Source organism: Streptomyces coacervatus (assembly GCF_029223485.1).
GTDB lineage: Bacteria > Actinomycetota > Actinomycetes > Streptomycetales > Streptomycetaceae > Streptomyces > Streptomyces coacervatus.
The window spans coordinates 505773-531317 of the sequence record NZ_JARHTP010000003.1 but is presented as its reverse complement, the minus strand read 5'-3'; the positions used below and the strand labels follow the sequence as shown (position 1 = coordinate 531317).

General features: G+C 69.8%; 23 protein-coding genes. 9 read left to right on the top strand and 14 right to left on the bottom strand.

From position 1 onward, the window contains the following. The first annotated feature begins 42 nt into the window (after positions 1 to 42). A complete protein-coding gene (locus P2Q00_RS09960) occupies positions 43 to 822 on the top strand; it encodes an endo alpha-1,4 polygalactosaminidase (protein WP_275771564.1) in 780 nt (259 codons plus the stop codon). On the opposite strand, the gene P2Q00_RS09955 is transcribed toward P2Q00_RS09960, so the two are convergent. Next, complete coding sequence (locus tag P2Q00_RS09955; RefSeq protein WP_275771562.1) at positions 782 to 1387, bottom strand: RDD family protein; 606 nt, start codon at positions 1385 to 1387, stop codon at positions 782 to 784. The two genes, P2Q00_RS09960 and P2Q00_RS09955, sit on opposite strands and share 41 nt — an antisense overlap. Before the next feature lie 46 nt (positions 1388 to 1433). Continuing rightward, positions 1434 to 2228: an adenosylcobinamide-GDP ribazoletransferase gene (locus P2Q00_RS09950; RefSeq protein WP_275771560.1), complete on the bottom strand. Its 795-nt coding sequence runs from the start codon at positions 2226 to 2228 to the stop codon at positions 1434 to 1436. Positions 2229 to 2300: 72 nt separating this feature from the next. Here P2Q00_RS09950 and P2Q00_RS09945 point away from each other — a divergent pair, with 72 nt between their 5' ends. Beyond that, positions 2301 to 3062: a hypothetical protein gene (locus P2Q00_RS09945; RefSeq protein WP_275771558.1), complete on the top strand. Its 762-nt coding sequence runs from the start codon at positions 2301 to 2303 to the stop codon at positions 3060 to 3062. Between the two features lie 87 nt (positions 3063 to 3149). On the opposite strand, the gene P2Q00_RS09940 is transcribed toward P2Q00_RS09945, so the two are convergent. The 3 genes from P2Q00_RS09940 to cobT form a co-directional block, all read right to left on the bottom strand. Next, entirely contained in the window at positions 3150 to 3851 is a 702-nt protein-coding gene (locus P2Q00_RS09940) for a hypothetical protein (RefSeq protein WP_275771557.1), read from the bottom strand. Positions 3852 to 3884: 33 nt separating this feature from the next. Further along, complete coding sequence (locus P2Q00_RS09935) at positions 3885 to 5636, bottom strand: phosphatidylglycerol lysyltransferase domain-containing protein (RefSeq protein WP_275771555.1); 1752 nt, start codon at positions 5634 to 5636, stop codon at positions 3885 to 3887. Positions 5637 to 5720: 84 nt separating this feature from the next. After that, entirely contained in the window at positions 5721 to 6845 is a 1125-nt protein-coding gene (gene cobT, locus P2Q00_RS09930; protein WP_275771554.1) for a nicotinate-nucleotide--dimethylbenzimidazole phosphoribosyltransferase, read from the bottom strand. Between the two features lie 148 nt (positions 6846 to 6993). Between cobT and P2Q00_RS09925 the strand changes: the two genes are divergently transcribed. Next, on the top strand, positions 6994 to 7512 hold the full coding sequence (locus P2Q00_RS09925; protein ID WP_275771552.1) for a methyltransferase domain-containing protein: 519 nt from the start codon (positions 6994 to 6996) through the stop codon (positions 7510 to 7512). On the opposite strand, the gene P2Q00_RS09920 is transcribed toward P2Q00_RS09925, so the two are convergent. Next, positions 7501 to 8712, bottom strand: a complete 1212-nt coding sequence (locus tag P2Q00_RS09920; protein WP_275771551.1) for a bifunctional adenosylcobinamide kinase/adenosylcobinamide-phosphate guanylyltransferase — start codon at positions 8710 to 8712, stop codon at positions 7501 to 7503. The genes P2Q00_RS09925 and P2Q00_RS09920 overlap by 12 nt on opposite strands. Before the next feature lie 113 nt (positions 8713 to 8825). On the opposite strand from P2Q00_RS09920, the gene P2Q00_RS09915 reads away from it, so the two are divergent. After that, positions 8826 to 9038, top strand: a complete 213-nt coding sequence (locus P2Q00_RS09915; protein WP_275771550.1) for a hypothetical protein — start codon at positions 8826 to 8828, stop codon at positions 9036 to 9038. A gap of 76 nt (positions 9039 to 9114) precedes the next feature. Here P2Q00_RS09915 and P2Q00_RS09910 read toward each other — a convergent pair whose 3' ends face one another. The 3 genes from P2Q00_RS09910 to P2Q00_RS09900 all read right to left on the bottom strand — a co-directional run bounded on the left by P2Q00_RS09910 (position 9115) and on the right by P2Q00_RS09900 (position 11749). Beyond that, on the bottom strand, positions 9115 to 10233 hold the full coding sequence (locus tag P2Q00_RS09910; RefSeq protein ID WP_275771548.1) for a S1C family serine protease: 1119 nt from the start codon (positions 10231 to 10233) through the stop codon (positions 9115 to 9117). A 56-nt stretch (positions 10234 to 10289) separates the two neighbouring features. After that, a complete protein-coding gene (locus tag P2Q00_RS09905; RefSeq protein WP_275771546.1) occupies positions 10290 to 10991 on the bottom strand; it encodes a class I SAM-dependent methyltransferase in 702 nt (233 codons plus the stop codon). Positions 10992 to 11074: 83 nt separating this feature from the next. Beyond that, positions 11075 to 11749: a DUF3043 domain-containing protein gene (locus P2Q00_RS09900; RefSeq protein ID WP_275771545.1), complete on the bottom strand. Its 675-nt coding sequence runs from the start codon at positions 11747 to 11749 to the stop codon at positions 11075 to 11077. Positions 11750 to 11966: 217 nt separating this feature from the next. Between P2Q00_RS09900 and P2Q00_RS09895 the strand changes: the two genes are divergently transcribed. From P2Q00_RS09895 to P2Q00_RS09875, 5 genes are all read left to right on the top strand, one after another. Beyond that, positions 11967 to 12731, top strand: a complete 765-nt coding sequence (locus P2Q00_RS09895) for a PspA/IM30 family protein (RefSeq protein WP_425579536.1) — start codon at positions 11967 to 11969, stop codon at positions 12729 to 12731. Positions 12732 to 12772: 41 nt separating this feature from the next. After that, on the top strand, positions 12773 to 13051 hold the full coding sequence (pspAA, locus tag P2Q00_RS09890; RefSeq protein WP_275771878.1) for a PspA-associated protein PspAA: 279 nt from the start codon (positions 12773 to 12775) through the stop codon (positions 13049 to 13051). 145 nt (positions 13052 to 13196) lie between these two features. Further along, complete coding sequence (locus tag P2Q00_RS09885; protein WP_275771541.1) at positions 13197 to 14432, top strand: sensor histidine kinase; 1236 nt, start codon at positions 13197 to 13199, stop codon at positions 14430 to 14432. Then, positions 14429 to 15109: a response regulator gene (locus tag P2Q00_RS09880; RefSeq protein ID WP_275771539.1), complete on the top strand. Its 681-nt coding sequence runs from the start codon at positions 14429 to 14431 to the stop codon at positions 15107 to 15109. Before P2Q00_RS09885 ends, P2Q00_RS09880 begins: the two co-directional genes overlap by 4 nt. A gap of 139 nt (positions 15110 to 15248) precedes the next feature. Continuing rightward, complete coding sequence (locus tag P2Q00_RS09875) at positions 15249 to 18374, top strand: efflux RND transporter permease subunit (RefSeq protein WP_275771537.1); 3126 nt, start codon at positions 15249 to 15251, stop codon at positions 18372 to 18374. Positions 18375 to 18428: 54 nt separating this feature from the next. Here the strand turns inward: P2Q00_RS09875 and P2Q00_RS09870 are convergent, their stop codons facing one another. The 5 genes from P2Q00_RS09870 to P2Q00_RS09850 all read right to left on the bottom strand — a co-directional run bounded on the left by P2Q00_RS09870 (position 18429) and on the right by P2Q00_RS09850 (position 25530). After that, positions 18429 to 19004, bottom strand: coding sequence for a Uma2 family endonuclease (locus tag P2Q00_RS09870; protein ID WP_275771535.1), 576 nt, complete (start codon positions 19002 to 19004; stop codon positions 18429 to 18431). A 411-nt stretch (positions 19005 to 19415) separates the two neighbouring features. Continuing rightward, positions 19416 to 19724 carry a hypothetical protein gene (locus P2Q00_RS09865; RefSeq protein WP_275771534.1) on the bottom strand — a complete coding sequence of 103 codons (309 nt, stop codon included), beginning with the start codon at positions 19722 to 19724 and terminating at the stop codon, positions 19416 to 19418. 3 nt (positions 19725 to 19727) lie between these two features. Next, entirely contained in the window at positions 19728 to 24512 is a 4785-nt protein-coding gene (locus P2Q00_RS09860; protein ID WP_275771532.1) for a putative T7SS-secreted protein, read from the bottom strand. Continuing rightward, positions 24512 to 25141 carry a hypothetical protein gene (locus tag P2Q00_RS09855; RefSeq protein ID WP_275771530.1) on the bottom strand — a complete coding sequence of 210 codons (630 nt, stop codon included), beginning with the start codon at positions 25139 to 25141 and terminating at the stop codon, positions 24512 to 24514. Before P2Q00_RS09855 ends, P2Q00_RS09860 begins: the two co-directional genes overlap by 1 nt. After that, entirely contained in the window at positions 25138 to 25530 is a 393-nt protein-coding gene (locus P2Q00_RS09850) for an SseB family protein (RefSeq protein ID WP_275771527.1), read from the bottom strand. The genes P2Q00_RS09855 and P2Q00_RS09850 overlap by 4 nt, the downstream gene beginning before the upstream one ends. Between the last annotated feature and the right edge of the window lie 15 nt (positions 25531 to 25545).

Below are 25545 nucleotides of genomic sequence, written 5' to 3'. Positions count from 1 at the left end.
GGAGAACACGAGAACACTTCCCCACACCCTGGAGCCAGCACGTTGAGACGCCCGCCCCTCCTGCTCGCCCTGCTTCTGCTGCTGACGGGCTGCAGCACCGCGCACGACTCCGAGTCCTCCGGGGAACACTGGCAGCCCCGCCCGGGCGTGGCCTGGCAGTGGCAGCTCAGCGGCCGCGTCGACACCTCCGTGGACGTGCCGGTCTACGACATCGACGGCTTCGACCAGCCGAAAGGGACCGTAACCGCCCTGCACCGCAAGGGTCGTAAGGTCATCTGCTACCTCTCGACCGGCGCGTGGGAGGACTGGCGCCCCGACGCGAAGAAGTTCCCCAAGTCGGTGCTCGGCAAGGGCAACGGCTGGAAGGGCGAGCGCTGGTTCGACATCCGCCGTACCGACGTCCTGGAGCCGCTGATGGCGGCCCGCTTCGACATGTGCCGCAAGAAGGGCTTCGACGCGGTGGAGCCCGACAACATGGACGGCTACAAGAACAGCACCGGCTTCCCCCTCAAGGCCGCCGACCAGCTCCGCTACAACCGCCTGATAGCGAAACTGGCCCACGACCGCGCCATGGCGGTCGGCCTGAAGAACGACCTCGACCAAATCCCGGAACTGGTGCGGGACTTCGACTTCGCGGTCAACGAACAGTGCGCCCAGTACGGCGAGTGCAACGCCATGAAGCCCTTCATCAAGGCGGACAAGGCCGTCTTCCACGTCGAGTACGAGCTGCCGACCAGCCGCTTCTGCGCACAGTCCCGCCGGCTGAAGCTCAGCTCGATGCTCAAAAAGTACGAACTGGGGGTGTGGCGCCGGGCGTGCTGACCCCGAGTGCGGTGACCGCCGTGCCGGCCAGCCGGTCGGCGAGGGAACGGCGGGTGGGGGAGAAGACCGGCAGCGCGTTGAGAAGAAAGACGACGACCGCCACCGCCCACACCAGCACCGACAGCCCGAACCGGCCCTCTATCAGCAGCATGCAGGCGACCGCGTAGACGGCGATGTCGGCGGCCGTGGTGACGGCGGCGCGCACCGCGGCCCGGCGGGGCGCGCTCGGGGAGACCCTCAGCCCGAGCAGCCCCTTGCCGAGGGTCCGTCCGGCGAGGGCGAGGCAGCCCCACTGGTAGAGGAACGTCGCCACTATCAGTGCCCCGAAGGCCTCCTCGACGTCGAGCACCGCCTTGTCCCACAGCGACAGCCCGAGGTGCTCCGAGGCGCCGACGACGTTGCCGTGCGAGGTCAGCAGGTCGAAGCCGCCGTGGACGGCGAGGCCGGGGACGTCGGTGACCAGCGCGGCTATCCGGTGGAAGGTCAGGACGGCGAGCAAGGACGCCAGCGTCAGCACCAGCGCGAAGTCGATGAACCAGGCCACGGCGCGGCGAAGCTTCGGCACGAACATCCCCCGATCACGATCATTTGTCCGTGTACGGCGAAAGAGACTACTGCCCCAGCGACAACACCACGAGCGACACCGTCGCGGCCGTCTCCGCCAGCCCCCCGAACACATCGCCGGTGACCCCGCCGAAGCGGCGCGTGCAGTGCCGGAGCAGGAGTTCGGCGACGCCGAGGGAGACGATCACCGCCGTCGCCGTACGGACGATGTCGTACGTCCCCACGAGCGCACCCCCGGCGGCGGCTGCCCCGGTCACGGCCACCGCCGCGACCGCCGCCGCCCGCACCGGCACCACGCCCGCGACCGCCGCCCCCAGCCCCTCGGGCCGGGCGGCCGGCACCCCCGACCGCGCGGCCAGGGTGAGCGCGAGCCGGGCGGCCGTCGCCGAGACGACGGCGGCGAGTGCGCCCCGGGCCCACGAGTCGCCGTACGCCTGAGCCAGCGCGGCCACCTGCGCGAGCAGTACGAGGACGAGCGTGATCACCCCGAACGGCCCGATGTCCGACTGCTTCATGATCCGCAGCGCGTCCTCGGCGGGCTTCCCGCTGCCGAGTCCGTCCGCGGTGTCCGCGAGCCCGTCGAGGTGCAGTCCGCGGGTGAGGACGGCGGGTACGGCGGCGGAGGCGACGGCGGCGAGCAGCGCACCCGCGCCCAGCGCCAGCAGCACCACGCCGGCCAGGGCCGCGCAGCCGCCGACGACCAGCCCGGCGAGCGGGGCGCAGAGCATGCCGCCGCGTGCGGCGTCCCGGTCCCAGCGGGTCACCGGCACGGGGAGCACCGTGAGGGTGCCGAAGGCGAAGCGGAGGCCGTCCGGCCAGGGGGTCTTGGAGGGTTCGGGCACCGGCGCAGGCTACCCGGCGGTCGGGATGGCGGATACGGAGAGGCGGAAGGAGCTCATGGCTAAAGTGCGCATATGGGACATTGGCTCCAGCGCAACATCATCGAGCCCGGCAAGCTGCCGCTGCTGCTCGCCCTCACCGCGTTCGTGCTGACATTCCTGATCACGCGGGTCATCACCCGCCTCATCCGGGCCGGCCGGGGGCCCTTCGGCAATGTCAAGGCGGGCGGGCTGCACATCCATCACGTGGTGCCGGGAGTGGTGCTCGCGATCGTCGGCGGCTTCGGGGCGGTGGCCAGCAGCCGGCACGGGCTCGGCTCGGCCGTGTTCGCGGTCCTCTTCGGCATGGGGGCGGGGCTGGTCCTCGACGAGTTCGCGCTGATCCTGCACCTCGACGACGTCTACTGGACCGAGGAGGGCCGCAAGAGCGTCGAGGCCGTCGTTCTCACGGCGGCCCTGGTGGGGTTGATGCTCTCGGGGTTCTCGCCGTTCGGTGTCAACGACATGAGCCAGCAGGAGCTGAATGACCGGGGGAGCGTGATCTCGACCGTCGTGGTGAACTTCCTGTTCTCGCTGGCCGTGCTCAGCAAGGGCAAGACGCGGATGGCGATCTTCAGCGTGATCGTCCCGTTCATCGGTCTGATCGGCCTGGTCCGGCTGGCCCGCCCAGGCTCGCCCTGGGCCAAGCGCTTCTACCGCCGCCGCCCGCGCGCCCGGGCCAGGTCAGCCCTGCGCGCCTACCACCACGACCGCCGCTGGGTCGGCCCCCGCCGCAGATTCCAGGATCTGCTCGGCGGCAAGCCCGACCCGACGCCGGACCGCGCCCTCGGCCGGTGAGGCGCGCCCTGGTTTTTTTAGGGGCGCGGGGCTGTATCCATTTGCGGCTCCGCCGCGTGGGCGCGACCAACCACGACGGTGCCGCAGTCAAGATCTCGCCGACGGAAAACCCGGCCCCGAACCGATCCGCGCCACCGGCCGGTGGCGATGCCGCAGCGCCGAGATGAAGCACAGCACCCCCACCGCCGCGATCGCCGCCATGTGCTCCTTGCCCGCAAGGTTCCCCTTCAGCATCACCTCGACCGCCATCGCCGCCGTCACCGCACACGCCGTGACATACGCCCCGTAGCGCCACCCGAGGAACACGGCGAGCCCCACCACCGCAGCCGACGGGCCGGTGTCCACGACCCGGGCGTCGGAGGAGGGCAGTCCGAAGGGGTTGTCGAACCCCAGCCAGATGCCCAGGCGGGCATACAGCGTCCCGGCGAGCGTGGCGGCGTACGCGATGACGAGCGTGCGCCAGCGGCCGATACAGATCTCCGCGATCCCGAACACGAACAGGATCTGCGCGAGCGCACCCCAGACCGGAAGGTCCAGCGCCGGGACGAACAACGACAGGGGAGTGCGCAGCAGCGACAGCCACAGCGGGTCCTCGGCGCGCACGGCCCCGATGTTCTGCACGAACTGATAGCCCCACGACTGGTTCTGCACGAGCTGTATGACCGTTGTCAGCACCACCGCCCCGAGAGTCATCGGGATCACCCGCCGGCGCCGCTTGAGCAGCGGCTCGCGCACGGTGACGTACAGGAGTCCCCATTCGGCGCGGGCCCAGCGGGCGAGCGTCTTCATCCGGCGGTCCTCATCCGTGCGTCTCCAGGTGCTTCATCTGTGCGTTTCGAGGTGCTTGCGGTTCAGCCACTTCGGCAGTCCCGGGACCTCCAGGAACCCCTCCGCGCGCGCCGACGCGATGCCGATGCGCGGCAGGTCAGCGCTCTTCTCGAAGAGCAGGAACCGCGGCTCCCAGATGGGCCGGTACTTGGCGTTGGCGCGGTACAGCGACTCGATCTGCCACCAGCGAGAGAAGAAGCTGAGCAGCGAGCGCCACAGCCTCAGCACCGGCCCGGCGCCGAGGCGTGCGCCACGTTCGAAGACCGAACGGAACATCGCGAAGTTGAGAGACACCTGCGTGATCTCGATCTCTCGGGCGCGCTGCAGCAGCTCGATGACCATGAACTCCATCAGGCCGTTGTCGGAGTCGCGGTCACGGCGCATGAGGTCGAGGGAGAGCCCGTGCGGGCCCCAGGGAACGAAGGAGAGCAGCGCCCTCAACTCCCCCGCCCCTTCCCCAGCGCGGCTATCCCTGCATTCGAGCATCACGCACTGCCCGTCCTCGGGGTCCCCGAGCCGCCCCAGCGCCATGCTGAACCCGCGCTCGGTGGCCCCGTCGCGCCAGTCGTCCGCCCGCTTCAGCAGATACGCCATCTCGTCGGCCGGGATGTCCTCGTGCCGTCGGATCCGCACCGTGTACCCGGCCCGCTTCACCCGGTTGTAGGCCTGCCGCACGGTCCGCATGGCGCGCCCTTCGAGGGTGAAGTCGGCGACCTCCACGAGGGCCTCGTCGCCGAGCTCCAGCGCGTCCAGGCCGTGCCGTGCGTACACGGTCCCGGCCTCCTCGCTCGCCCCCATCACGGCGGGGATCCACCCGTGTGCCCGCGCCTCGGCGAGCCATGGCTCGATGGCGCCGGGCCAGGCCTCCGGGTCACCGATGGGATCACCGGACGCCAGCGAGACACCCCCGACGACCCGGTACGCGACGGCCGCCTTGCCGGTCGGCGACCAGACCACGCTCTTCTCCCGCCGCAGCGAGAAGTAGCCCAGCGAGTCGCGCTCGCCCTGCCGCTCCAGCAGCTCCCGCAGCCGCTTCTCGTCGTCCTCGGTGAGCGGGTCGACGGCGCGCCGGGAGCGGAAGGCGGCGTAGAAGACGGCGAGGACGAGGACCGTGCTGAGCACGTTGATGGCGACGTTGACCCAGTTCGGTGCGTCGATGCCGGGGAAGCGGGACTCGTCGACGGCGACGGAGACGAGCCGGAGGGTGCCGTAGCGCCAGCGCTCCGGGAACGTCGAACTCGCCGCGTCCGGATCCTGGTTGGTGACCGTCACCAGCAGCGCGGCGAGCAGCGAGGCGACCAGTGTGCCGCCCACCGCGACGGCGGCGGCGAGCTTCGGGTTCGAGCGGTCGCCCTTGGCGTAGAACTCCCGCCGCCCGACCAGCAGGGCGACGACGAAGAGGGCCGTGAGGGCGAGCGAGATCCAGTTCTGGGCGTACTGCCGGATCTCCGGGAACGACATCGCGAAGGCGAACAGTCCGAGGAACGAGCCGGCGAGTGCGAGGTTGAGGATCCATGCGGCGCGCTTGCGGCGCCGCATGGTGATGGCGAGGAACGCCGTGAACACACCGGAGGCGAAGCCTGCGGTCAGCAGATACGGGGTGAAGAAGTTCTCCTGGTTGTGCCGTCGCACGTCCTGCCCCAGAGAGACCCAGACGGCACTGAGGAAATTGACGAACGCGACGGCCCGCAAATACCAGACGGCGAATGCGGCGGCTCGCCGCGAGGCAATTCGGGCATGTCCCATGAGTGAGGATCATATGGGCGATGCACTGATGAACTCGTCCATCTTTGGTCTGCGGTTCTGCCGACTTTCGGCCCCTCCCTGGGCCTACTCGGTCTCCTCCTTCGCGTCGACCTCTTCCGAAGGTTCCTCCTTCTCAGGTACCTCCTCGGGCGCCTCGGAGACCTGCGGCTTCTCCGGCAGCTCCGCGGCCAGCGCCGCCGCGGCCTGCACCAGCGGCAGGGCCAGCAGCGCCCCCGCGCCCTCGCCCACGGTCACCCCGTGCGAGAGCAGCGGCTCCAGCGCCATCCGGTCCAGTGCCTTCGCCTGCCCGGGCTCCCCGCTGTCGTGCGCGGCCAGCCACCAGTCCGGCGCGCGGAATGCGATGCGCTGCCCCACCAGGGCGCAGGCGGCCGTCACGACCCCGTCCAGGATCACCGGCATCTTCCGCACCGCGCTCTGCAGCAGGAAGCCGGTGATCGCGGCGAGGTCGGCCCCGCCCACGGTCGCCAGCAGCTGCAGCTGGTCGCCGAGCACGGGCCGGGCCCGGCGCAGCGAGTCCCGGATCGCCGCGCACTTGCGCATCCAGGCCAGGTCGTCGATGGCGAGCCCGCCCCGCCCGGTGACGACGGACGCGTCGGTCCCGCACAGCGCGGCGATCAGCACGCCGGCCGCGGTCGTCCCGCCCACGCTCACATCGCCGAGCACCACCAGATCCGTACCGGAGTCGGCCTCCTCGTCGGCCACCGCGATCCCGGCGCGGAACGCTGCCTCCGCCTCCTCGGCCGTCAGCGCGTCCTCGCGGTCGATCCGTCCGCTGCCGCGCCGCACCCGGTGCCGTACGACCTCGGCGGGCAGCGTCCCGGGGTCGCAGTCCAGGGCCATGTCGACGATCCGCACCGGCACACCGAGCCGCCGGGCGAGCACCGACACCGGACGGCCGCCCTCCAGGACCTCCCGCACGAGCTGGTCCGCGGTTCCCACCGGCCGTGCCGAGACGCCCAGTTCGGCGATTCCGTGGTCGCCGGCGAAGAGCACCACCCGGGGCCGTTCGATCGGCCGCACCGGCACGGCGGACTGGGCCGCCGACAGCCACTCACCCAGGTCGTCGAGGCGGCCCAGCGACCCGGGGGGCACGATCTGACGCTCCCGACGCGCCTCGGCGTCGCGCCGCACCCCGCCGTCGGGGCGCTCGATCAGATCGGTGAAGTCGTCGAGATTAAGCGAGCTCATTCGCCGAACAGTACCGGCACCGGTCGAACGGAACAGCGCCACATGGCCCGATGACGGTCACCACGCGCGCGTGACGTCATTGCTCCCGGGACAGAGATCCCATACGTTCCGTTTTGCAGCGGATTGTCCTATGTCTTCGGGAGCCGCCATGACACGCCTGCAACGGCACCACCGCGCGACGGCACGCGTGATCCTGCGGCTCCTTCCCGAACCGGAGAGCTGGCTGGACGTGGGCACGGGCGACGCCCGCTTCCCCGAGACGGCACGCGAACTCTTCCCCTACACCTGCTTCGACGGCCTCGACCCCACCCCGCGCGTGTCGTACGCCCGTCATGCCGAGCGCGTCGAGGAGGCCTTCGTGGGTGATGTGACGGACCCTCACATCACCACGATCCTGCGCGCCCGCTACGACGTCGTCACGCTCCTGAGACACCGCACACCCGCCCCGGACTTCCGCGCCGAACTCCGCGCCGCCCTCATGCTCGTCCGCCGCGGCGGCCTCCTCCTCGTAGAGGCCCGCCCTTCGCAGTTGCGCGCCCTGCGCACCCAACTCCAGTTCCACGGCTGCGCGACCGTCGCGACGAGCCGTCACTTCCTCGGCCAGTTCCCGTACACGCACAGGACCATCGCCCGCCGCATCGGACGAACCGCCGGGTCAGCCCCGTAGCACCAGCGCCTGCCCCGCCACCACCAGCACCACCTGCTCGCACTCCCCGGCGAACGCCGCGTTCAGCCGCCCGAGTTCGTCGCGGTAACGGCGCCCGGAAGCCGTGGCCGGCACGATTCCCGAGCCGACCTCATTCGATACGGCGACCACGGTCCGCCGGGTCGCCCGCACCGCGTCCGTCAGCTCCCGCACCCGCTCCCGCAGAGCCCGTTCCCCGCCGTCCGCCCACTGCGCGTCGTCCCACGCGCCCACGGAGTCCATCGCGTCCGTCAGCCACAGCGACAGACAGTCGATGAGCAGCGGCGGCCCGTCGACCGCCAGCAGCGGCACCAGGTCGCAGGTCTCGGCCGTCCGCCAGGACCCCGGCCGCCGGTCCCGGTGGACGGCCACCCGGGACGCCCACTCCTTGTCCCCGTTCCGCGAGCCGCCCGTCGCCACGTACAGCACATCGGGAAAGGCCTCCAGCCGCCGCTCGGCCTCCACCGACTTCCCGGACCGCGCCCCGCCCAGCACCAGCGTCCGCCGCGGCACATCGGGCACGTCCTCGTACACCCCCACGGTCAGCGTCGTCCCGTCCGGCACGGCCCGCGCCCCCGCGGCCGCGAGCCGCCGCCGCAACTCGGGCCCCGGCGGCACGTCATGGTCGAGATGTACGGCGACGACGTCCGTGGTCGGGCCGAGGGCACCGACCGCGCGCAGCTTGGCCAGCGCGTCGGGGCGCCCCACGACATCGGCCAGTACCATGTCACACACCACAGCCCCGTGAGCCCCGTTGTTCTCCAGCCCGGCGGGCGCACCCCCCGGCGGCAGATACAGCACCCGCTGCCCGTTCGGCCCGGTCACCGCATACCCCGTGCCCGGCCCGTCCATCGCCACCGCCCGCACCCGATGCCCCGTCAGCAGCGCCAACTCCCGCCCGTCCGGCACCCGCGCGGGCTGCGGCAGCCCGGCCGGCACCTCGACCGCGGGCCCGTCGTGCGGATGCGACAACAGCACCTGCCGTACACCGCCGAGCGAATGCCCGGCCCGCGCGGCCGCGAACGCCGCACCGGGTGTCAGATCGAGCAGCAGGGTCCCGTCGACGAGTAGCGCGGTGGCGGCGCGGGCATCCTCGCCGAGCGCGGTCGCGCAGGCGGCGCAGGGACAGTCGGGGCGGGGCAGGCCCGCGGGGGCACCGGTGCCGAGCAGAGTCACTTCCACGGAAGTGATTTTCGCGTGTCTGCGCAGGTGCTGCCCATCCGACTAGGCTTCGGGCAGGAGGCGGACCAAGATCCGCCTTCTGCTCTGCAGGTGCTCAGACACGGGAGGCGTAGATGGCGTCATGGACGTGGCGGTTCGAGAAGACCGACGGGGCGGAGGTCCAGCCGGCGGTCCAGCCCGAGGAGTTCACCACGCAGGGGGACGCCGAGTCCTGGATCGGGGAGCACTGGAAGGCCCTGCAGGACGGCGGCGCCGACCAGGTGACGCTGTTCGAGGACTCCGCGGTGATCTACGGGCCGATGAGCCTGCACGCCGAAGAGGCGTAGTCCGTACGGACGCAGGCGATACGGACGCCGGCGGTACGGAAAGGGAGGGGGCGGCCGCGATCCGGCCGCCCCCTCCTCACTGCTCGCCGAGCGTCACCTCGACCTTCTTCCGACTCCCGTTCCGGGTGAACGTCACCGACGTCCTGTCGCCCGGCTTCTGGGCCGCCAGCGCCTCGGACAGGGACGTGATGGTGGTGATGGCCGTACCGCCCAGGCTGGTGATCACGTCCCCGGGCCGGATGCCGGCCTTCTCGGCCGCACCGCCGCTCCTCACGGCGACCCCGGCGACCCCGGTGGCCCGGTAGCTGTCGTCGACGACCGTACGGCCCGTGATGCCCAGCGCGGCCCGCCCCGAGTCGGTGACCCTGCCGCTCTTGATGATCTGCCCGGCGATCGTCCTGACCATCGACGAGGGGATCGCGAACCCGATGCCGGGCGCCGCGCCGTTCCCGAGGGCGGGGTCGGTGGCGGCGAGCGTCGGAATCCCGATGACCTGTCCGTCGAGGTCGACGAGGGCGCCGCCGCTGTTGCCGGGGTTGATGGCCGCGGACGTCTGCACCATGTTGGCGATCGTCGCGCCCGTGCCCCCGCCGGTACGGCCCTCGCTCACGGTCCGCCCGGTCGCCGACACGATCCCCTGCGTCACGCTGGACGACAGCCCGAGCGGCGAACCCATCGCCAGTACGATCTGCCCGACCGCCACCTTCGAGGAGTCCGCGAAGGCCGCCGCCTTCAGCCCGCTCGGCACCCTGTCCAGCTTGATGACGGCGAGATCCTGGTCCGGGTACGAGTAGACGAGCCCGGCGGTGAGCACGCCCTCGCTGTTGGCGGTCGTCACCTTGAAGGACTTCGAGTCCCCCACGACATGCGCGTTGGTGACGATGCGCCCCGCGCCGTCGTAGACGATCCCCGACCCCAGATCGCTGCCGGCCTGGATCTGCACGACCGACGGCAGAACGTTCTTGATCACCTTCTGGTAGGCGCTCTGCAGGTCGCTGCCCGACATGGGGGCGACGGCTTGCGCGGCCCGTGCGGCTTGCGCGGCCTCCGTGGCCTCCGCAGCCTGTGCGGTCGACTTCCCCTGCTCGCCGAAGGAACGGGAGGTGCAGCCCGAGACGAGCGCGAGCGAACAGACGAGCACGCCGACGGCGATGCGCAGACGGAAGGCACGGGTACGGGCATGGGTGACGTCCATGCCCCGAGTGTCTCCACGGGGTGAATGTCCGGCTTGCGATATGCGCCCGAACGGGCTCAGTCGCGCACTCCGCACAGGTGCAGCAAAGCCGCCACCCCGCGGTACGGATCCGTCCGCCCGGCCCGCTCCTCGACCGCGAGCAACGTCTCCACGTCGGCCGGGATCTCCGCCCCGTCCGCGGCGGTGTCCGTGAACACCCGCACCCCGTACCAGGCGTGCAGTGGCGCGGCGATCCCGGCGAGCGTCGAGGTCAGCGTCCGGAGCCGGTCGGCGCGGACGTCGAGCCCCAGTCGATTCGTGTACGACAGCGTGTCGAAGGCGTCCAGCGCACCCGCCCAGTCCCCGGACAGTCCCGGCCGCATCGCCAGCGCGTCGCCGTTGCGTACGAGCAGCGACAGCAGCCCGCCGTGGGCGAGCATCCGGGCCAGCCCGGCCAGCAGCGGATCCGGCTCCTCGACGTACATCAGCACCCCGTGGCACAGCACCACGTCGAAGCTGCCCGGCAGGAAGTGCACCCCGGTGTCCCGGCCGTCGCCCTCGACGATCCGCACCCGCTCCCGGATGCCCTCGGGCTCACCGGACAGAGCCTCGCGCGCGGCCGCGACCATCGTGGGGTCCTGCTCGACGCCGGTCACCTGATGCCCGGCCCGCGCCAGCCGCAGCGCCTGCGTGCCCTGGCCCATGCCCACGTCCAGCACCCGCAGCCGCTGCCCGACCGGGAAGCGCCCCGCTATCTGCTCGTCGAGCTGCCGGGCCACCAGCTCCTGCCGTACGACATCACGCAGACCGCCGAGTTTGCTCAGCCAGGAATCCGCCGCGCCCCCGGAGAACGACGTCGTGCTCAGGGCCGCTCTCCGCGCTTGACCTGCGGCTTCGGCAGCCGGAGCCGACGCATCTGGAGGGAGCGCATCAGGGCGTACCGGGTGGCGCCCTTGGTGTTCTGGTCCGGGAAGCGCTCGGCGAGCGCCTTCCTCAGCCGGAAGGTGCTGACGATCGCGTCCAGCACGATCAGCACGATCACGACCAGCCACAGCAGCAGCGCAATGCTCTGCAGCGCACCCACCCGCACCACGCTCAGCACGAGGATGATCACGGCCATCGGCAGGAAGAACTCCGCGACGTTGTACCGCGAGTCGATCCAGTCGCGGGCGAACTTCCGCACCGGACCCTTGTCGCGGGCGGGCAGATAACGCTCGTCACCGCCGGCCAGCGCCTGGCGCTGCCGGTCCAGCGCGGCACGCCGCTCCTCGCGCTGGCGCTTGGAGGCGTCCTTGCGCGTCATCGAGGTGTTGGCGACGCTGCGGCGCTGGGACTGGGCCTCACTGCGCTTGGGCGTGGGCCGACCCTTCTTGGCCTGCGGGTCACGGGGCTGCTTGGAGTCGGTCAGTGACGCCTTGTCGGCGACTGCTGCCTTCTCATCCTTGGCACGGCTACGGAACACAAAACCCAAGGGTACGGGGTGCCCGGGGTTGGACCCCAGCCCGGCGGGGAACGATCCGGCAACACCAGTCGTCATGTAAGGGACAGAGGGGGCGGTTTCCCCAGGGGACACCTACTCCTCACGCCGGAGCGGGGTCGGACGCAGTCGTCCTTGGGGATGAGCGCATCCGTCCCGGAACAGTGCGTCAATAGATGCAGGGCCCGTACTGTGGGTTCTGTCGCAGAGCTGGAGCTGGAAGTCCGTCAGAAGGGGGCGCGCGAAGCCCATGAGCGGTGTCATGAAGCGTATGGGGATGATCTTCCGCGCGAAGGCGAACAAGGCCCTTGACCGGGCCGAGGACCCGCGCGAAACCCTCGATTACTCGTACCAGAAGCAGTTGGAGCTGCTCCAGAAGGTGCGCCGAGGCGTCGCCGACGTGGCGACGTCCCGCAAGCGCCTTGAGCTCCAGCTGAACCAGCTGCAGTCGCAGTCCACCAAGCTGGAGGACCAGGGCCGCAAGGCGCTCGCGCTGGGCCGTGAGGACCTGGCCCGCGAGGCGCTGTCCCGCCGCGCCGCCCTCCAGCAGCAGGTGACGGACCTGGAGACGCAGCACGCCACGCTGCAGGGCGAGGAGGAGAAGCTCACCCTCGCGGCCCAGCGCCTGCAGGCGAAGGTCGACGCCTTCCGCACGAAGAAGGAGACGATCAAGGCCACGTACACGGCCGCCCAGGCCCAGACCCGCATCGGCGAGGCCTTCTCCGGCATCTCGGAGGAAATGGGCGACGTGGGCCTGGCGATCCAGCGCGCCGAGGACAAGACAGCGCAGCTGCAGGCCCGCGCCGGCGCCATCGACGAACTCCTCGCCTCCGGCGCCCTCGACGACCAGTCCGGTATGCACAAGGACGAGATCCAGGCCGAGCTGGATCGGATCTCCGGTGGTACGGATGTAGAGCTGGAACTGCAGCGCATGAAGGCGGAGCTCGCCGGAGGAACGCCCCAGCAGGCGATCGAAGGCGGCACCGGCCAGTCGCAGTCCCAGCAGCAGCCGCAGGACACCCCGCGCTTCGACAAGCAGTGACAAGCAGCAGGGGCCACGCCTAGGAGGCCTACATGGGCGACATGATCGTAAGGATCATGGGGGAGGGGCAGGTGAGGCTGGCCGACAGCCACCTCACCGAACTCAACAAGCTGGACGACGAACTCCTGCAGGAAATGGAGAAGGGCGACGGCCCCGGCTTCCGCCGCACCCTCGGGGCCCTCCTCACCAAGGTCCGCGATCTGGGCGACCCGCTGCCGGACGACTCCCTGGAACCGTCGGAGCTGATCCTGCCGTCCCCGGACGCCACCTTGGAGGAGGTCCGGGAGCTGCTGAGCGACGACGGTCTGATTCCGGGCTAGGGCACCCCAGCCCGTCCGGCGTTTGAGGACGAGGCCCCTTAAGGGCCGAAGCGGGGGTCTGGGGGCGGCAGCCCCCAGATACGGCCCGGCCAAGGTACGGCCACCACCAGTTCCGGCCCGGCGGAGCGCCCCGTACTGTTCAAACGTGAGCGGCACCCTGGAACGCACGAGATGTCGGCTGACGGCACACCCCCTCGCGCTGGACGCGACCCTGGCGGCCGGTGTACTCGCCTGCATGGTGGCCGGCTCCTTCGTCGACCCGCACGGCAAGAACGGCGTCACCTGGGGCGTCCGCACCCCCGACGCCCTCGCCCTCGTGCTCATGGTCCTCGGCGCCCTCGCCCTGGTCTTCCGGCGCCGCGCGCCCAGAACGGTCCTCGCCCTCACCGGCACCGTCTCCCTCATCGAGTGCGTCGTCGGCGACCCCCGGGCGCCCGTCGCCATGTCCGCGGTCATCGCCCTCTACACGGTCGCCGCCACCACCGACCGCCCCACCACCTGGCGCCTCGGCCTGCTCACCATGACGGTCCTCACCGGCGCAGCGATGCTCGGCGGCCCCCTGCCCTGGTACGCCCAGGAGAACCTCGGCGTCTTCGCCTGGACCGGCATCGGCGCCACCGCCGGTGACGCCGTCCGCAGCCGCCGCGCCGTCGTCCAGGCCATCCGCGAACGCGCCGAGCGGGCCGAACGCACCCGTGAGGAGGAGGCCCGCCGCCGGGTCGCCGAGGAACGCCTGCGTATCGCCCGCGACCTGCACGATGTCGTCGCCCACCACATCGCCCTGGTCAACGTCCAGGCGGGGGTGGCCGCGCACGTCATGGACAAGCGCCCCGACCAGGCCAAGGAGGCCCTCGCCCACGTCCGCGAGGCCAGCCGCTCCGCGCTCAACGAACTCCGCGCCACCGTCGGCCTGTTGCGCCAGTCCGGCGACCCCGAGGCGCCGACCGAACCCGCCCCCGGCCTGGACCGCCTCGACGAACTCGTCGGCACCTTCCGCAGCGCGGGGCTCCATGTCGAGGTCGCCCGCGCCGACAACGGCACCACTCTCCCCGCCGCCGTCGACCTGGCCGCGTACCGCGTCATCCAGGAAGCCCTCACCAACGTCCAGAAGCACGCCGGTTCGGAGGCGAAGGCCGAGGTCAGCGTCGTACGCGTCGGCCCGAACGTCGAGATCACCGTCCTCGACAACGGCTCCGGCGAGGACTCCGCCCCCGACAGCGAAGCCGACAGCGGCGGCGGCCACGGCCTCCTCGGCATGCGCGAACGCGTCGGCGCCCTGCACGGCACCCTCACCACCGGCCCCCGCTACGGCGGCGGCTTCCGCGTCCATGCGATCCTGCCGGTCAAGACCCGTACGGCCACCCCAGGGGGAAGTGCATGACCATCCGCGTCCTGCTCGCCGACGACCAGGCCCTGCTGCGCAGCGCCTTCCGCGTACTCGTCGACTCCGAGCCCGACATGGAGGTCGTCGGCGAGGCGTCCGACGGCGCGGAGGCGGTACGGCTGGCCAAGGAGGAGCGGGCCGACGTCGTACTGATGGACATCCGGATGCCCGGCACCGACGGCCTCGCGGCCACCCGCATGATCAGCACCGACCCCACCCTCGCCCATGTCCGCATCGTCATTCTCACCACCTTCGAGGTCGACGACTACGTCGTGCAGTCCCTGCGGGCCGGTGCCTCCGGCTTCCTCGGCAAGGGCAGCGAACCGGACGAGCTGCTGAGCGCCATCCGCGTCGCGGCCGGCGGCGAGGCCCTGCTCTCCCCGGCCGCCACCAAGGGCCTGATCGCCCGCTTCCTCGCCCAGGGCGACGCCGACGACGGCCGCGACCCCACCCGCACCGAACGCCTCGAAGCGCTCACCGTCCGCGAGCGCGAGGTCCTGGTCCAGGTCGCCGGCGGCCACTCCAACGACGAGATCGCCGAACGCCTGGAGGTCAGCCCGCTCACGGTGAAAACCCACGTCAACCGGGCCATGGCCAAGCTGGGCGCCCGCGACCGGGCCCAACTGGTCGTGATCGCGTACGAGTCCGGGCTGGTACGCCCGCGGGTGGAGTGAGCTCAACCCGGCCGTACTGCGGCCGGAGTATGCGCCGTATAAGGAAATGGACCTGGGGCCTACGGATCACGGCACAGGGATGGCACAGGGTGTAGGTGGCCACTTCTGCCGCCGCTCACAGAATCGAGAACCCTGACCCATGTCCTGGCTGTCCAGGTTCAGCCTCGCGCAACGGGCCCTGATCGGTCTGATGTCCATCATCGCGCTCGCCTTCGGGGCGATAGCGATACCCCAGCTCAAGCAGCAGCTGCTGCCCTCCATCGAACTGCCCGTGGTGTCCGTCCTGGCGCCGTATCAGGGCGCGTCTCCGGACGTGGTCGAGAAGCAGGTCGTGGAGCCCGTCGAGAACAACCTCGAAGCCGTGGACGGCATTTCGGGCGTCACCTCCACCGCCAGTGAGGGCAACGCCGTCATCATGGCGTCCTTCGACTACGGCAACGACACCAAGCAGCTCGTCGCCGACGTCCAGCAGGCCGTCAACCGGGCCCGCGCCCAGCTCCCGGACGGTGTCGATCCGCAGGTCGTCGCGGGCTCGACCGACGACATCCCGACCGTCGTCCTCGCCGTCACCTCGGGCAAGGACCAGCAGGCTCTCGCCGACCGGCTCGACAAGACCGTCGTACCGGATCTGAAGGACATCGACGGCGTCGGTCAGGTCACGGTCGACGGCGTACGGGACCTGCAGGTCACCGTCACACCGGACGACAGGAAGCTGGCGCGGGCGGGCCTCAGCAGTGCTTCGTTGGGCCAGGCCCTGCAGGCGGGCGGCGCGACCGTCCCGGCCGGTTCCTTCGACGAGGGCGGCCACAACCGCACCGTCCAGGTCGGCGGCGGCTTCACCTCGCTCGCCCAGATCGAGGACCTGATGGTCACGGGCGAGGGCACCGCTTCGGCCGCGGCGAAGAAGCCGGTGCGCCTGGGTGACGTGGCCACCGTCAAGCAGCAGCAGGCCACCGCCGACTCCATCACGCGCACCGATGGCAAGCCGTCCCTCGCCGTGACGGTCACCATGGACCACGACGGCAGCGCGGTCGCCATCTCGAAGGCGGTCAAGGACAAACTCCCGGGCCTGCGGGGCGACTTGGGCTCCGGCACGAAGATCACGGTCGTCAGCGACCAGGGCCCGGCGGTCTCGAAGGCCATCAGCGGCCTGACGACGGAGGGCGGACTGGGCCTGCTCTTCGCGGTCCTGGTGATCCTGGTCTTCCTGGCGTCGGTCCGCTCGACGCTCGTCACGGCGGTGAGCATCCCGCTCTCGGTCGTACTGGCCCTGATCGTCCTGTGGACGCGCGACCTGTCCCTCAACATGCTGACGCTCGGCGCCCTGACCATAGCCATCGGCCGGGTCGTGGACGACTCGATCGTCGTCCTGGAGAACATCAAACGCCACCTCGGCTACGGCGAGGAGCGCCAGGCGGCGATTCTGAGTGCCGTCCGCGAGGTGGCCGGCGCGGTGACGTCCTCGACCCTCACCACGGTCGCCGTCTTCCTCCCGATCGGCCTGGTCGGCGGCATGGTGGGCCAGCTGTTCGGCCCGTTCAGCCTGACGGTGACGGCGGCCCTGCTGGCGTCGCTGGTCGTCTCCCTGACGGTCGTACCGGTCCTGTCGTACTGGTTCCTGCGCGCCCCGAAGGGCACGCCGGAAGACGCGGAAGAGGCCCGCCGCAAGGCCGAGCAGAAGGAGGCGAGCAGCCGTCTCCAGCGCTTCTACGTCCCTGTCCTGCGCTTCGCCACCCGCCGCCGGCTGACCAGCGTGCTGCTGGCGGTCGTGATCCTGGTGGGCACGTTCGGTATGGCGCCCCTCCTCAAGACGAACTTCTTCGACCAGGGCGATCAGGAAGTCCTCACCGTCAAGCAGGAGTTGAAGCCGGGAACCAGCCTGGCGGCGACCGACGTACAGGCGAAGAAGGTCGAGCAGCTGCTCGCCGGAGTGAAGGGCGTCAAGGACTACCAGGTGACGGTCGGCTCGTCCGGCTTCATGGCGGCCTTCGGCGGCAGCACGGACACCAACCATGCGTCGTACCAGGTGATGCTGGCGGACGGCGCGTCGGCCACACATGTCCAGGACGACATCGAATCGGGCCTGAAGAAGCTCTCCGGCATCGGTACGACCACCGTCTCGGCCGGCGACGGCTTCGGCAACCAGGACCTGAGCGTGGTCGTGAAGGCGGCCGACGGGGATGTCCTGCGCAAGGCCTCGGAACAGGTGCGCGCAGCGGTGGCGGGCCTGGACCACGTCACGGACGTCACCAGCGACCTCTCGCAGAGCGTGCCGCGCATCTCGGTCAAGGCCAACTCCCGTGCCGCCGCGGCGGGTTTCAACGACCAGACGCTGGGAGCGGCGGTGGCCCAATCAGTAAAGGGCACCACGGCGGCCAAGGCGATCCTGGACGACACCGAACGCGACGTAGTCATCAAATCGGCGAGCCCGGCGACAACGCTCGACCAACTGAAGAGGTTGCAGCTCGGCCCGGTGAAACTGGGCGACATCGCAACGGTGAAGCTGACCGACGGCCCGGTCTCGATGACCCGCATCGACGGCCAACGCGCCGCGACCATCACCGCAAAGCCGACGGGCGACAACACGGGCGCGGTGAGCACGAAGCTGCAGTCCAAGATCAAGACCCTGAAGCTCCCGGCGGGCGCCAAGGCGGAGATCGGAGGCGTCACGTCCGACCAGGACAGCGCATTCAAGAACCTGGGCCTGGCAATGCTGGCGGCGATCGCGATCGTCTTCATGCTCCTGGTGGCGACCTTCCGCTCCCTGGCTCAGCCCCTGATCCTCCTCGTCTCCATCCCCTTCGCGGCAACGGGCGCGATCGGCCTCCTGGTCGCCACCGGCACCCCGATGGGCGTCCCCGCGATGATCGGCATGCTGATGCTGATCGGCATCGTGGTGACGAACGCGATCGTGCTGATCGATCTGATCAACCAGTACCGGAAGCAGGGTTACGGCGTCGTGGAGGCCGTGGTGGAAGGAGGCCGCCACCGGTTGCGGCCGATCTTGATGACGGCGCTGGCGACGATCTTCGCCCTCCTCCCCATGGCGCTGGGCGTCACAGGCGAGGGCGGCTTCATCGCCCAGCCCCTGGCGGTGGTCGTGATCGGCGGCCTGATCACCTCGACCCTCCTGACCCTCCTCCTGGTCCCGACGCTGTACGCGATGCTGGAACTCCGCAAGGAGCGGCGGGCTGAGAAGCGGGCGGCGAAGCGGGGGTCCCAGCAGTCCGAGGAGGCAGAGGTGCTGGAACCCGCAGGGGTGTAGTCAGCGCAGCGGGCCGGCCCGCACGATCGTGTGAGCCGGCCCGCTGCGACGAAGTCAGAGGAAGTCCGTGGTGTCCAGTTCGAAGGCGAACGGTTCCGGGAGGGCGAGGGGCTTGCCGAAGGCGAGGGTGCAGCGCTGCTGGTAGTCGCTGTTCTCCGGGTCGCTGAACAGGGTGACCTCGGAGGTGCCGCGGTCGACAAGCAGATAGAGGGGGATGCCGCCACGGGCGTAGCAGCGACGTTTGGCCTCGCGGTCGGTCTTGGGTTTGCTGGAAGTCACCTCCAGCACCATGGCAACGCCCTGGCAGGGCATCCACGGGTCCGCGCCTCGGTAGAGTCGCAGCTCGAGGGGGGCGAACGTGCCGTCAGGGATGACGTGGTCCTGCGGTTGACCCTCTGCTTTCTCCAGCCTCAGTCCCTTGTTTCCGGAGAACTGCATGTCGGTCCGGGACCGCCTGATCACCTGGCTCACGATGAGGCTGATGTAGTCCTCGTGGTCCCCGTCCGGCGGCGGTGTCACGACGAGCTCTCCCTCGATCAGCTCGGCCTGGAAGCCCTCTGGGGTCTCCAGGGCGAGAAACCACTCCAGCAGGAGCTCCTGCGTGATCGGTTCCTGTGCCACGGCAGTCATGTCACGCCCCTCCTTCGGTCGCTCGCCAGACTGAGCCATCGGAAGATCACCTGTTCACGAGATCGGGAACCGTTCCCTCGATCGTGGCACAAGATGACGGTCGGGGGACGACGCCGGGGAGGCTTTCGGCGATTTCGACCAATCGCCCCCGTTGGCATTGCTGTAACTGCTCCGGCGCCACCGGACAGAGCTCAGCTCGGTCCTCGTGGAGGTGGCTGACCTCGATGCCCTCCTCGTAGGCCACGGTGGAGCTGTTGGGTGCACAGTTTGAACATGAAGTCCCTGCTGCCGACCGGTCGCCGCAGCACGGATTCGTCAAACCTATCGACGGATTGTCAATTCCGACGTCGGTGAGGAATTCAATTCGTCATTGGTCTGCCCGACCTGAACCCGGACGCCTTGAACGATTTCTCAACTCTCTCGCCAGTTTAGCGAATGCACTGCCGAGATATCCCCCCGGGACAGTTTCAAGAGAACGTCGATGACGCCTTGCCAGGAGCCAAGTGTGAGTTCACGTGGCCGAGTCGCATCATCGTTGACGTTTTCCCAGATCAGTGCCTTGTCCGGGTAGACGCTCAGGGACCATCCAGATTCATGGACGAGAGATACATCAAAGTGCTCATTGTCAGCCTCCTGTAGTTCTGTTAGAACTTCGCGAATTCTCGCTTCGTTGGGTTCATCAATTGATTCTCCCATGGTGTTGTTCATGAAGTAAGACATGTTTCATCCTCTACGATTGGGTGGTGCACCGTTAGGCACTGCCCACTCAGCGTACCCTCCTGCATTCCCAGGATGCAGAACATCCCACCATGGAGAGCCGGGGGAATGTTGGTACGTGGGAACCAGGCGCATTACTCCCTGATGTCCACCCGCGTTCGCCGATGGCTCGTGCTGCCATGTGTGGCCGATAGGGTTCCTTCGACCTCCGACCTCACTCACTTGATCAGCGATCCCGGGAGAGAATCGATCCAAATACTTACCTAGATCAGGGTCGGCCTTTATGGCTTCATCGAGCGCGGCGTTGGCTCGATTAAAATGTACGCTGCGACTTCTTCCGAAATCTGATGGGTCGAGCTGCATTTCAAAAAGTGATGAGTACCCCCTGGGATTAATTGCCTGGCCCGTTTGAGAGCAAATCCCGGGTGCCAGGCCAAGTGGGTCGCTCCAGACAACCGGATTGGGTACGTACGTTCCTGGGTTGGGTGCGGGTGCGAGGCCGAGCGGGTCGGGGGTTGTGTAGCGGGCGGTTTCGGGGTCGTAGTGGCGGAAGTAGTTGTAGTGGAGACCCGTTTCGGGGTCGTGGTACTGGCCGGGGAAGCGCAGGGGGGTGTAGGCGGCGGCGGTGCGGTTCCAGGTGGTGGTGCCCCAGAGGGTGGTGCGGGTTCGCCAGGCGATGTCGCCGTGTTCGTCGACGAGTTCGGCCGGGGTGCCGATGAGGTCGGTGACGATGGCGTAGAAGCGGGAGTCGATCTCTTCCTGGGGCGCGTCGGCCAGAGTCTTGCGCTCGGTCTGGGTCAGGGGGTGCAGGCCGTTGTGGTCCCAGGTGAGGGTGACAGCGGGCTGGGTGGTGCCGGGAGTGTGCGTGGTTTGTTCGCACAGGGTGGTGCCGTCCCAGGTGAAGTCCACCTGTTCCAGGACCGTTTCGCTGTCTGTGGCGAGGCGTTGTTTGGCGATGCGGCGGCCCAGGGGGTCGTAGCGGTAGCGCCAGGTGGTGTTGTCCGGGGTGACCACGGACGTGAGGCGGTCTTCGGCGTCCCAGGTGTAGCGCCAGGTGTCCGGTTTGCGGGACAGGCGGGTTTTCTGGCGCAGGGTGATGCGGCCCGCTTCGTCGTGTTCGTAGCGGACGTTGCCCGCGCGGGTGATGCGGGTGCCTGTGTAGGTGCGGTCGCCGGTTGCCTCCTGGCCCGGCATGGAGGTCGGCCAGGTGGCCTGGGTCTGGTTGCCTGCCGTGTCGTAGGCGTACGACTCCGTCCAGTTGTTGGCCTGGACCGCGGTGACCCGGCCTGCTGCGTCCAGTTCGAAGCGGCGAGGACCGTTGAGGTGGTCGTCGATGCCGGTCAGGTTGCCGTCCGCGCGGTACGTATAGGCGCGGTGCTGGAGGTGTCTGCCGGCCGGGCCGGTGAGTTCCTGTTTCGTCAGGCGGCCCACGGGGTCGAAGGCGTTGGTGAGGGTCAGGTTCTCGCTGATGTGCCGGGTGGTTTCGCGGCCCGCCGCATCGTGGGTGAAGGCGAGGGTGTGGCCGCACGTGGTCAGTTCGGTGCGGTTGCCTGCCGGGTCGTAGGCCCAGGTGCTGGTTGCACCGGTCGGTGTGGTGCGGCCGATGCGGCGGCCCAGGACGTCGTAGGTGTAGGTGAGCGTGCGGCCTTTGACCGTCTCGGATATCAGGCGGCCCGTCTCGTCCCGCTGTAGCTCCAGGACTGCGTCCGGGCTGGTTGCCCGGGACAGGCCGCCCGTCGTGTCGTACGCGTACGTCGTGACCGTTCCGGCCGCGTTCTTCTGCACCACACGGCCCAGGACGTCCCGTTCGAAGCGGATGGTCTGGCCGGAGGCCGTCGTGCTGGCGGTCAGTTGACCGGCCGTGTCGTGCTCGTAGGTCACCGCGCGGTCGTCGAAGTCCGTCTCCGCGATCAGACGGCCCGTCGCGTCGTACTCGTAACTCCAGGTCAGGCCCTGTGGGTTGGTGACCCTGGTCAGGTGGAGTTCCGTGTCGTGATCGAAGGTGTAGCGCACGCCGTCCGGGCCGGTGCGGGCCGACATCAGGTCGAAGTGCGTGTATTCGTAGCGGGAGACGGCGCCCATGGCGTCGGTGTGGGTGGTGCAATTGCCCTCACCGTCGTACGTCCAGGATTCGGTGGTGCCGTCGGCGGCGGTACGGCGGGCCGGGCGGCCCTCGACCGTCCACTCCAGGCGGGTCACCGCACCGGTCGGGTCCGTGATCGTGACAGGGCGGCCGAAAGTGTCACGTTCGTAGCGGGTCACGGCGCCCAGGGGGTCCGTGATCTCCAGGGGGAGGCCCGCGGGATTGCAGCGGACTGCCGTCGTCGCGCCCGTTGCGTCCGTTACCGCCGACAGGTGGCCGAGGGCGTCGTAGGCGAAACGGGTCGTCGCCCCGGAGGAGTCGGTCACCTGCGTGCGGTTGCCGAATTCGTCGAACTGCTGGCTGGTACGCGTGCCGTCGGCGCCCGCCATGGAGATCGGCAGGCCCCGGTCGTCGTAGCCGATGCTGGTGTAGCGGCCGTCCGGGCGGACGGCCATCACCATGCGGCCCGCCCCGTCGTAGGCGTGGCTCAGTGTCCGGCCCAGGGGGTCGGTGACTGTCAGGGGGCGGTCGTAGCGGTCGTACGTGGTGCGTGTGACCGCTCCGTCCGGGCCCGTCTCAGCGACCACCTGCAGTTCGCCGTTGACCTGGTAACGCGTGCTGTGGCCCAGGGAGTTGGTCGCCGTGATGATGCGATGGCCGGTCTCCGGGTCCACCTCGCCGTAGGCGAACGTGTTGCGCAGGTGGCCTGCTTCGCCCGACTGGGACGTGCAGCGGCCCTCGTCGTCGTAGACGTAGCCGTACGACGAGTTGTTCGTGTCCGTCCAGGCGGTGATGCGGCCGGCGGAGTCGTTGGTGAAACGGGTCGGGATGCCGGACGAGTTCGTGACCGCCGCCAGGTGGCCGTGCTCGTCGTAGCCGAAGCGGACCAGTTCGACGTCACCGCCCTCTGCGTCGGCGTCGGCCAGGTGCAGGGCCGTGATCCGCTTGCCGGACGTCTCGATCTTGAGGTGGTAGCCGGCCGAGTGCACGATCCCGGTGGGGGCGGCCTCGTCGTCATAGTCGAAGGCGAGCCACTGGCCCGAGCGGTCGGTGATCTGTGCCAGGAGCGCGATGCCGTTGCCGTCGCCGCCCGGGCCTGCGAAGTACCAGGTGCGGCCGGAGTCGGGGTCGGTGACGGTGTAGTCGCCGTATGCGTCGACGGTCAGGGGGTGGCGGCCGCCCTCCAGGGGCAGCGTCGGCACGCCGGGCGCCGGGTGCGGGTAGGCCAGCAGTGAGCCGTTGTCGCGGATGAAGATGACGCCCTCGGCGTCGATCTCCAGGCGCTGGTCGGCGGTGGACGTCCAGCTCGGGCCGAACCAGCGGCCCGCCCGGTACCAGGACTCGAACTGCCGGGTGAAGACCAGGGGCAGCTTGGCGGGCAGGGTCACGTCCGTCTGCGGGAGCACCATGCGGCCCGTGGCCATGTCGACGGGGTCGCCGAACAGCTTGCACCGGACCTGCCTGGCGAAGCCCTTGAGCTGCTCGCCGACGCTCCGGCGCGCCCCTTGCTCCACGGCGTCCTTCGCAGCCGCTCGCGCCGCATCGCGCACCGCCACGCGAGCGGCATCACCGGCCGCCGCCCGGGCCATCCCGCCCGCGCCCTTGCCGCCGACCAGATTCGAGGCGAGGTACCCGAGCGCGTCGCCCGGATCGCTCTTCCAGCCGGTGCCCAGCAACGACATGGGCAGGCGTTCGGGATGGGCGGCGGTGCCCACCAGCCCGGCCAGCACCATGTTGGAGTTCTTCAGCCACTCGCCGGGGTGGGTGAGGTTGTAGACGTCCAGCGGGTTGACCGTGCGGGCCAGCTTCAGCACGTCCGCGCCGCCTCTGAGGAAACCGCCCGCGAAATGGACCGAGTTCAGCTGCATGCCCACGAAGGCGTCCTTGGCGTCCGCGCCGAGGCGGTCGGTGAACTCCGGCTTCGGCGGGGCCAGTTCGAGGGCGTCGGCGATACGGCGCTGTGCATCGCGGGCGGCTTCGGTGCGCTGGCGGCGCGCGTGGTCCAGGATGTCCTCCGCCTCCTCCCGGCCCGTTGTCCCCGGGTCGGTGAAGGCGCCCGGCTCGGCCGGTTTCGGGCCGGGGTCCTGGCCCACCAGGAGCTTCGCGTTGTACTGCTCGGCCGCCCGGCCGTACGCCTGCACCCTGGCTTCGTGCTCATCCGCGGCCCGCCTGCTGACCTCCTGCGCATGGCGGTAGGCGTCGATCGCCAGCTGCGCCTGCTCCTGCGCCCAGCGCACCATGCCCGCGTACGCGTCCAGCGCCTTGGCCGCCTCCTCGCACGCATCGGCCGCCGTCAGCCACTGCTTGGGATGCACCTCGAACTTCGCCCGGAAGGCGTCCCCGGCCTCGCCCTGCCACTCACCGGCATCCAGCGACCGCATCCCCTGGCCGACGTTCTCGAACGCCTGGGAGAACTTCTGCAGATGCCTGGCCCGTGCCTCCAGCGCCCCCGCACTGCCGTGCACCAGCTCCCTGGGATCCTCGCTCTCGCCCAGCGCCCGCTCGGCGACCTCGCCGCCCAGCCGGTTGTTCACACCCTCACCGAAGTCGCGCACGTCCTCGGCCACACCGTCCGCGCCGACCGCCGACAGGACGTCCGCTCCCTGGTCCGCAGTCCAGTTGACGGCCTTGCCGACGCCCTTGTTCACGCTCTTGGCAGCGTTCTCCAGGCCGTCACCGGCCTTGTCGACCCAATCCCCCAGACCCATCAGCGCTCAGCCTCGCCGGACGTGTCGGCCTTGGGCTGGAACGATTCGCTCCTGGGTTGCGGCGGGCCGCCCCACTGCCAGTCCGTACGCGGATCGAACAGCGCGTCCGGGGTCACCGTCGACGTCTCCACGTCCTCCTCCGCCTGCGCCCAGGCCTGCCCGATCTCCTCCCCGCCCGAAGTGAACGACCCCGCGCTGTAATCCGCGCCCGCGACCTGGGAGACCGCGTTGTCCCTGAACGTCTCCGACCAGGAGCGCTGCTCGGCCTGCTCCGGGGACAGGCCGGGGTTGCCCATCGCCGCCGTCCACACCCCCTTCAGCGTGTTCGACGCGTACTGCTCCTGCTCGTGGTACAGCCCCGCCGACAGATTCAGCCGCTCCGCGAACCCGTTGGCGTCCTGCATCAGCGAGCGCACCCCCCAGCCCCACCGCTCGCAGAAGCCGGCGAAGACCTGATGCAGACCCGCATCCCCGACCTCCAGGCCCTCCAGCTGCAGACCGCCGAAACCGCGGCCCAGATTCGCCTCGATGTCGAAGCCGAAGTCCTTCAGCTCGTCCATCGCCTGGTTGATGCCCTTGGTTATCCGGGCCAGCGCCTCCGGATCGACCTGGTAGCCGCCGCCACTCATGAGGCCGCCCCCGCCGCATCCACGGCCACCGCGTCCGGCACGATCCCCGTCACCGGAGGCAGCACCAGACCCGCCGAACTGCCTGCATCCACCGCGATCCCGACCGGCCCGCCCACCCCCGGCACCACCTGATCCAGCAGCAGCGCCCCATACACGGCCACCCGCTCGGGCACCGCCTCACCGCGTGCCTCCGCGAACCGCGCCAGCGCCGCGTCGTCCGTGAACACGAACAGCCACCGGATGCCGCCCGCCTCGGCCGACAGCAGCGAGCCGTCCACCACCGGCACCAGCACCTCACTGCGCCGGAACTCGCCGACCAGCGCCCGGAGTTCGCCCTGCCCGGTCGCCGCCAGATTCGCCAGTCGCAGCCGCAAGGCTTCGGCGTTCACTCCAGCCCCTTCGTA

Coding starts and splice junctions, on each gene's coding strand:
- P2Q00_RS09945 (WP_275771558.1), top strand. CDS start 2,301: ATGGGACATTGGCTCCAGCGCAACATCATCGAGCCCGGCAAGCTGCCG.
- P2Q00_RS09940 (WP_275771557.1), bottom strand. CDS start 3,851: ATGAAGACGCTCGCCCGCTGGGCCCGCGCCGAATGGGGACTCCTGTAC.
- P2Q00_RS09935 (WP_275771555.1), bottom strand. CDS start 5,636: ATGGGACATGCCCGAATTGCCTCGCGGCGAGCCGCCGCATTCGCCGTC.
- cobT (WP_275771554.1), bottom strand. CDS start 6,845: ATGAGCTCGCTTAATCTCGACGACTTCACCGATCTGATCGAGCGCCCC.
- P2Q00_RS09925 (WP_275771552.1), top strand. CDS start 6,994: ATGACACGCCTGCAACGGCACCACCGCGCGACGGCACGCGTGATCCTG.
- P2Q00_RS09915 (WP_275771550.1), top strand. CDS start 8,826: ATGGCGTCATGGACGTGGCGGTTCGAGAAGACCGACGGGGCGGAGGTC.
- P2Q00_RS09910 (WP_275771548.1), bottom strand. CDS start 10,233: ATGGACGTCACCCATGCCCGTACCCGTGCCTTCCGTCTGCGCATCGCC.
- P2Q00_RS09900 (WP_275771545.1), bottom strand. CDS start 11,749: ATGACGACTGGTGTTGCCGGATCGTTCCCCGCCGGGCTGGGGTCCAAC.
- P2Q00_RS09895 (WP_425579536.1), top strand. CDS start 11,967: ATGATCTTCCGCGCGAAGGCGAACAAGGCCCTTGACCGGGCCGAGGAC.
- pspAA (WP_275771878.1), top strand. CDS start 12,773: ATGATCGTAAGGATCATGGGGGAGGGGCAGGTGAGGCTGGCCGACAGC.
- P2Q00_RS09880 (WP_275771539.1), top strand. CDS start 14,429: ATGACCATCCGCGTCCTGCTCGCCGACGACCAGGCCCTGCTGCGCAGC.
- P2Q00_RS09875 (WP_275771537.1), top strand. CDS start 15,249: ATGTCCTGGCTGTCCAGGTTCAGCCTCGCGCAACGGGCCCTGATCGGT.
- P2Q00_RS09870 (WP_275771535.1), bottom strand. CDS start 19,004: ATGACTGCCGTGGCACAGGAACCGATCACGCAGGAGCTCCTGCTGGAG.
- P2Q00_RS09865 (WP_275771534.1), bottom strand. CDS start 19,724: ATGTCTTACTTCATGAACAACACCATGGGAGAATCAATTGATGAACCC.
- P2Q00_RS09860 (WP_275771532.1), bottom strand. CDS start 24,512: ATGGGTCTGGGGGATTGGGTCGACAAGGCCGGTGACGGCCTGGAGAAC.
- P2Q00_RS09855 (WP_275771530.1), bottom strand. CDS start 25,141: ATGAGTGGCGGCGGCTACCAGGTCGATCCGGAGGCGCTGGCCCGGATA.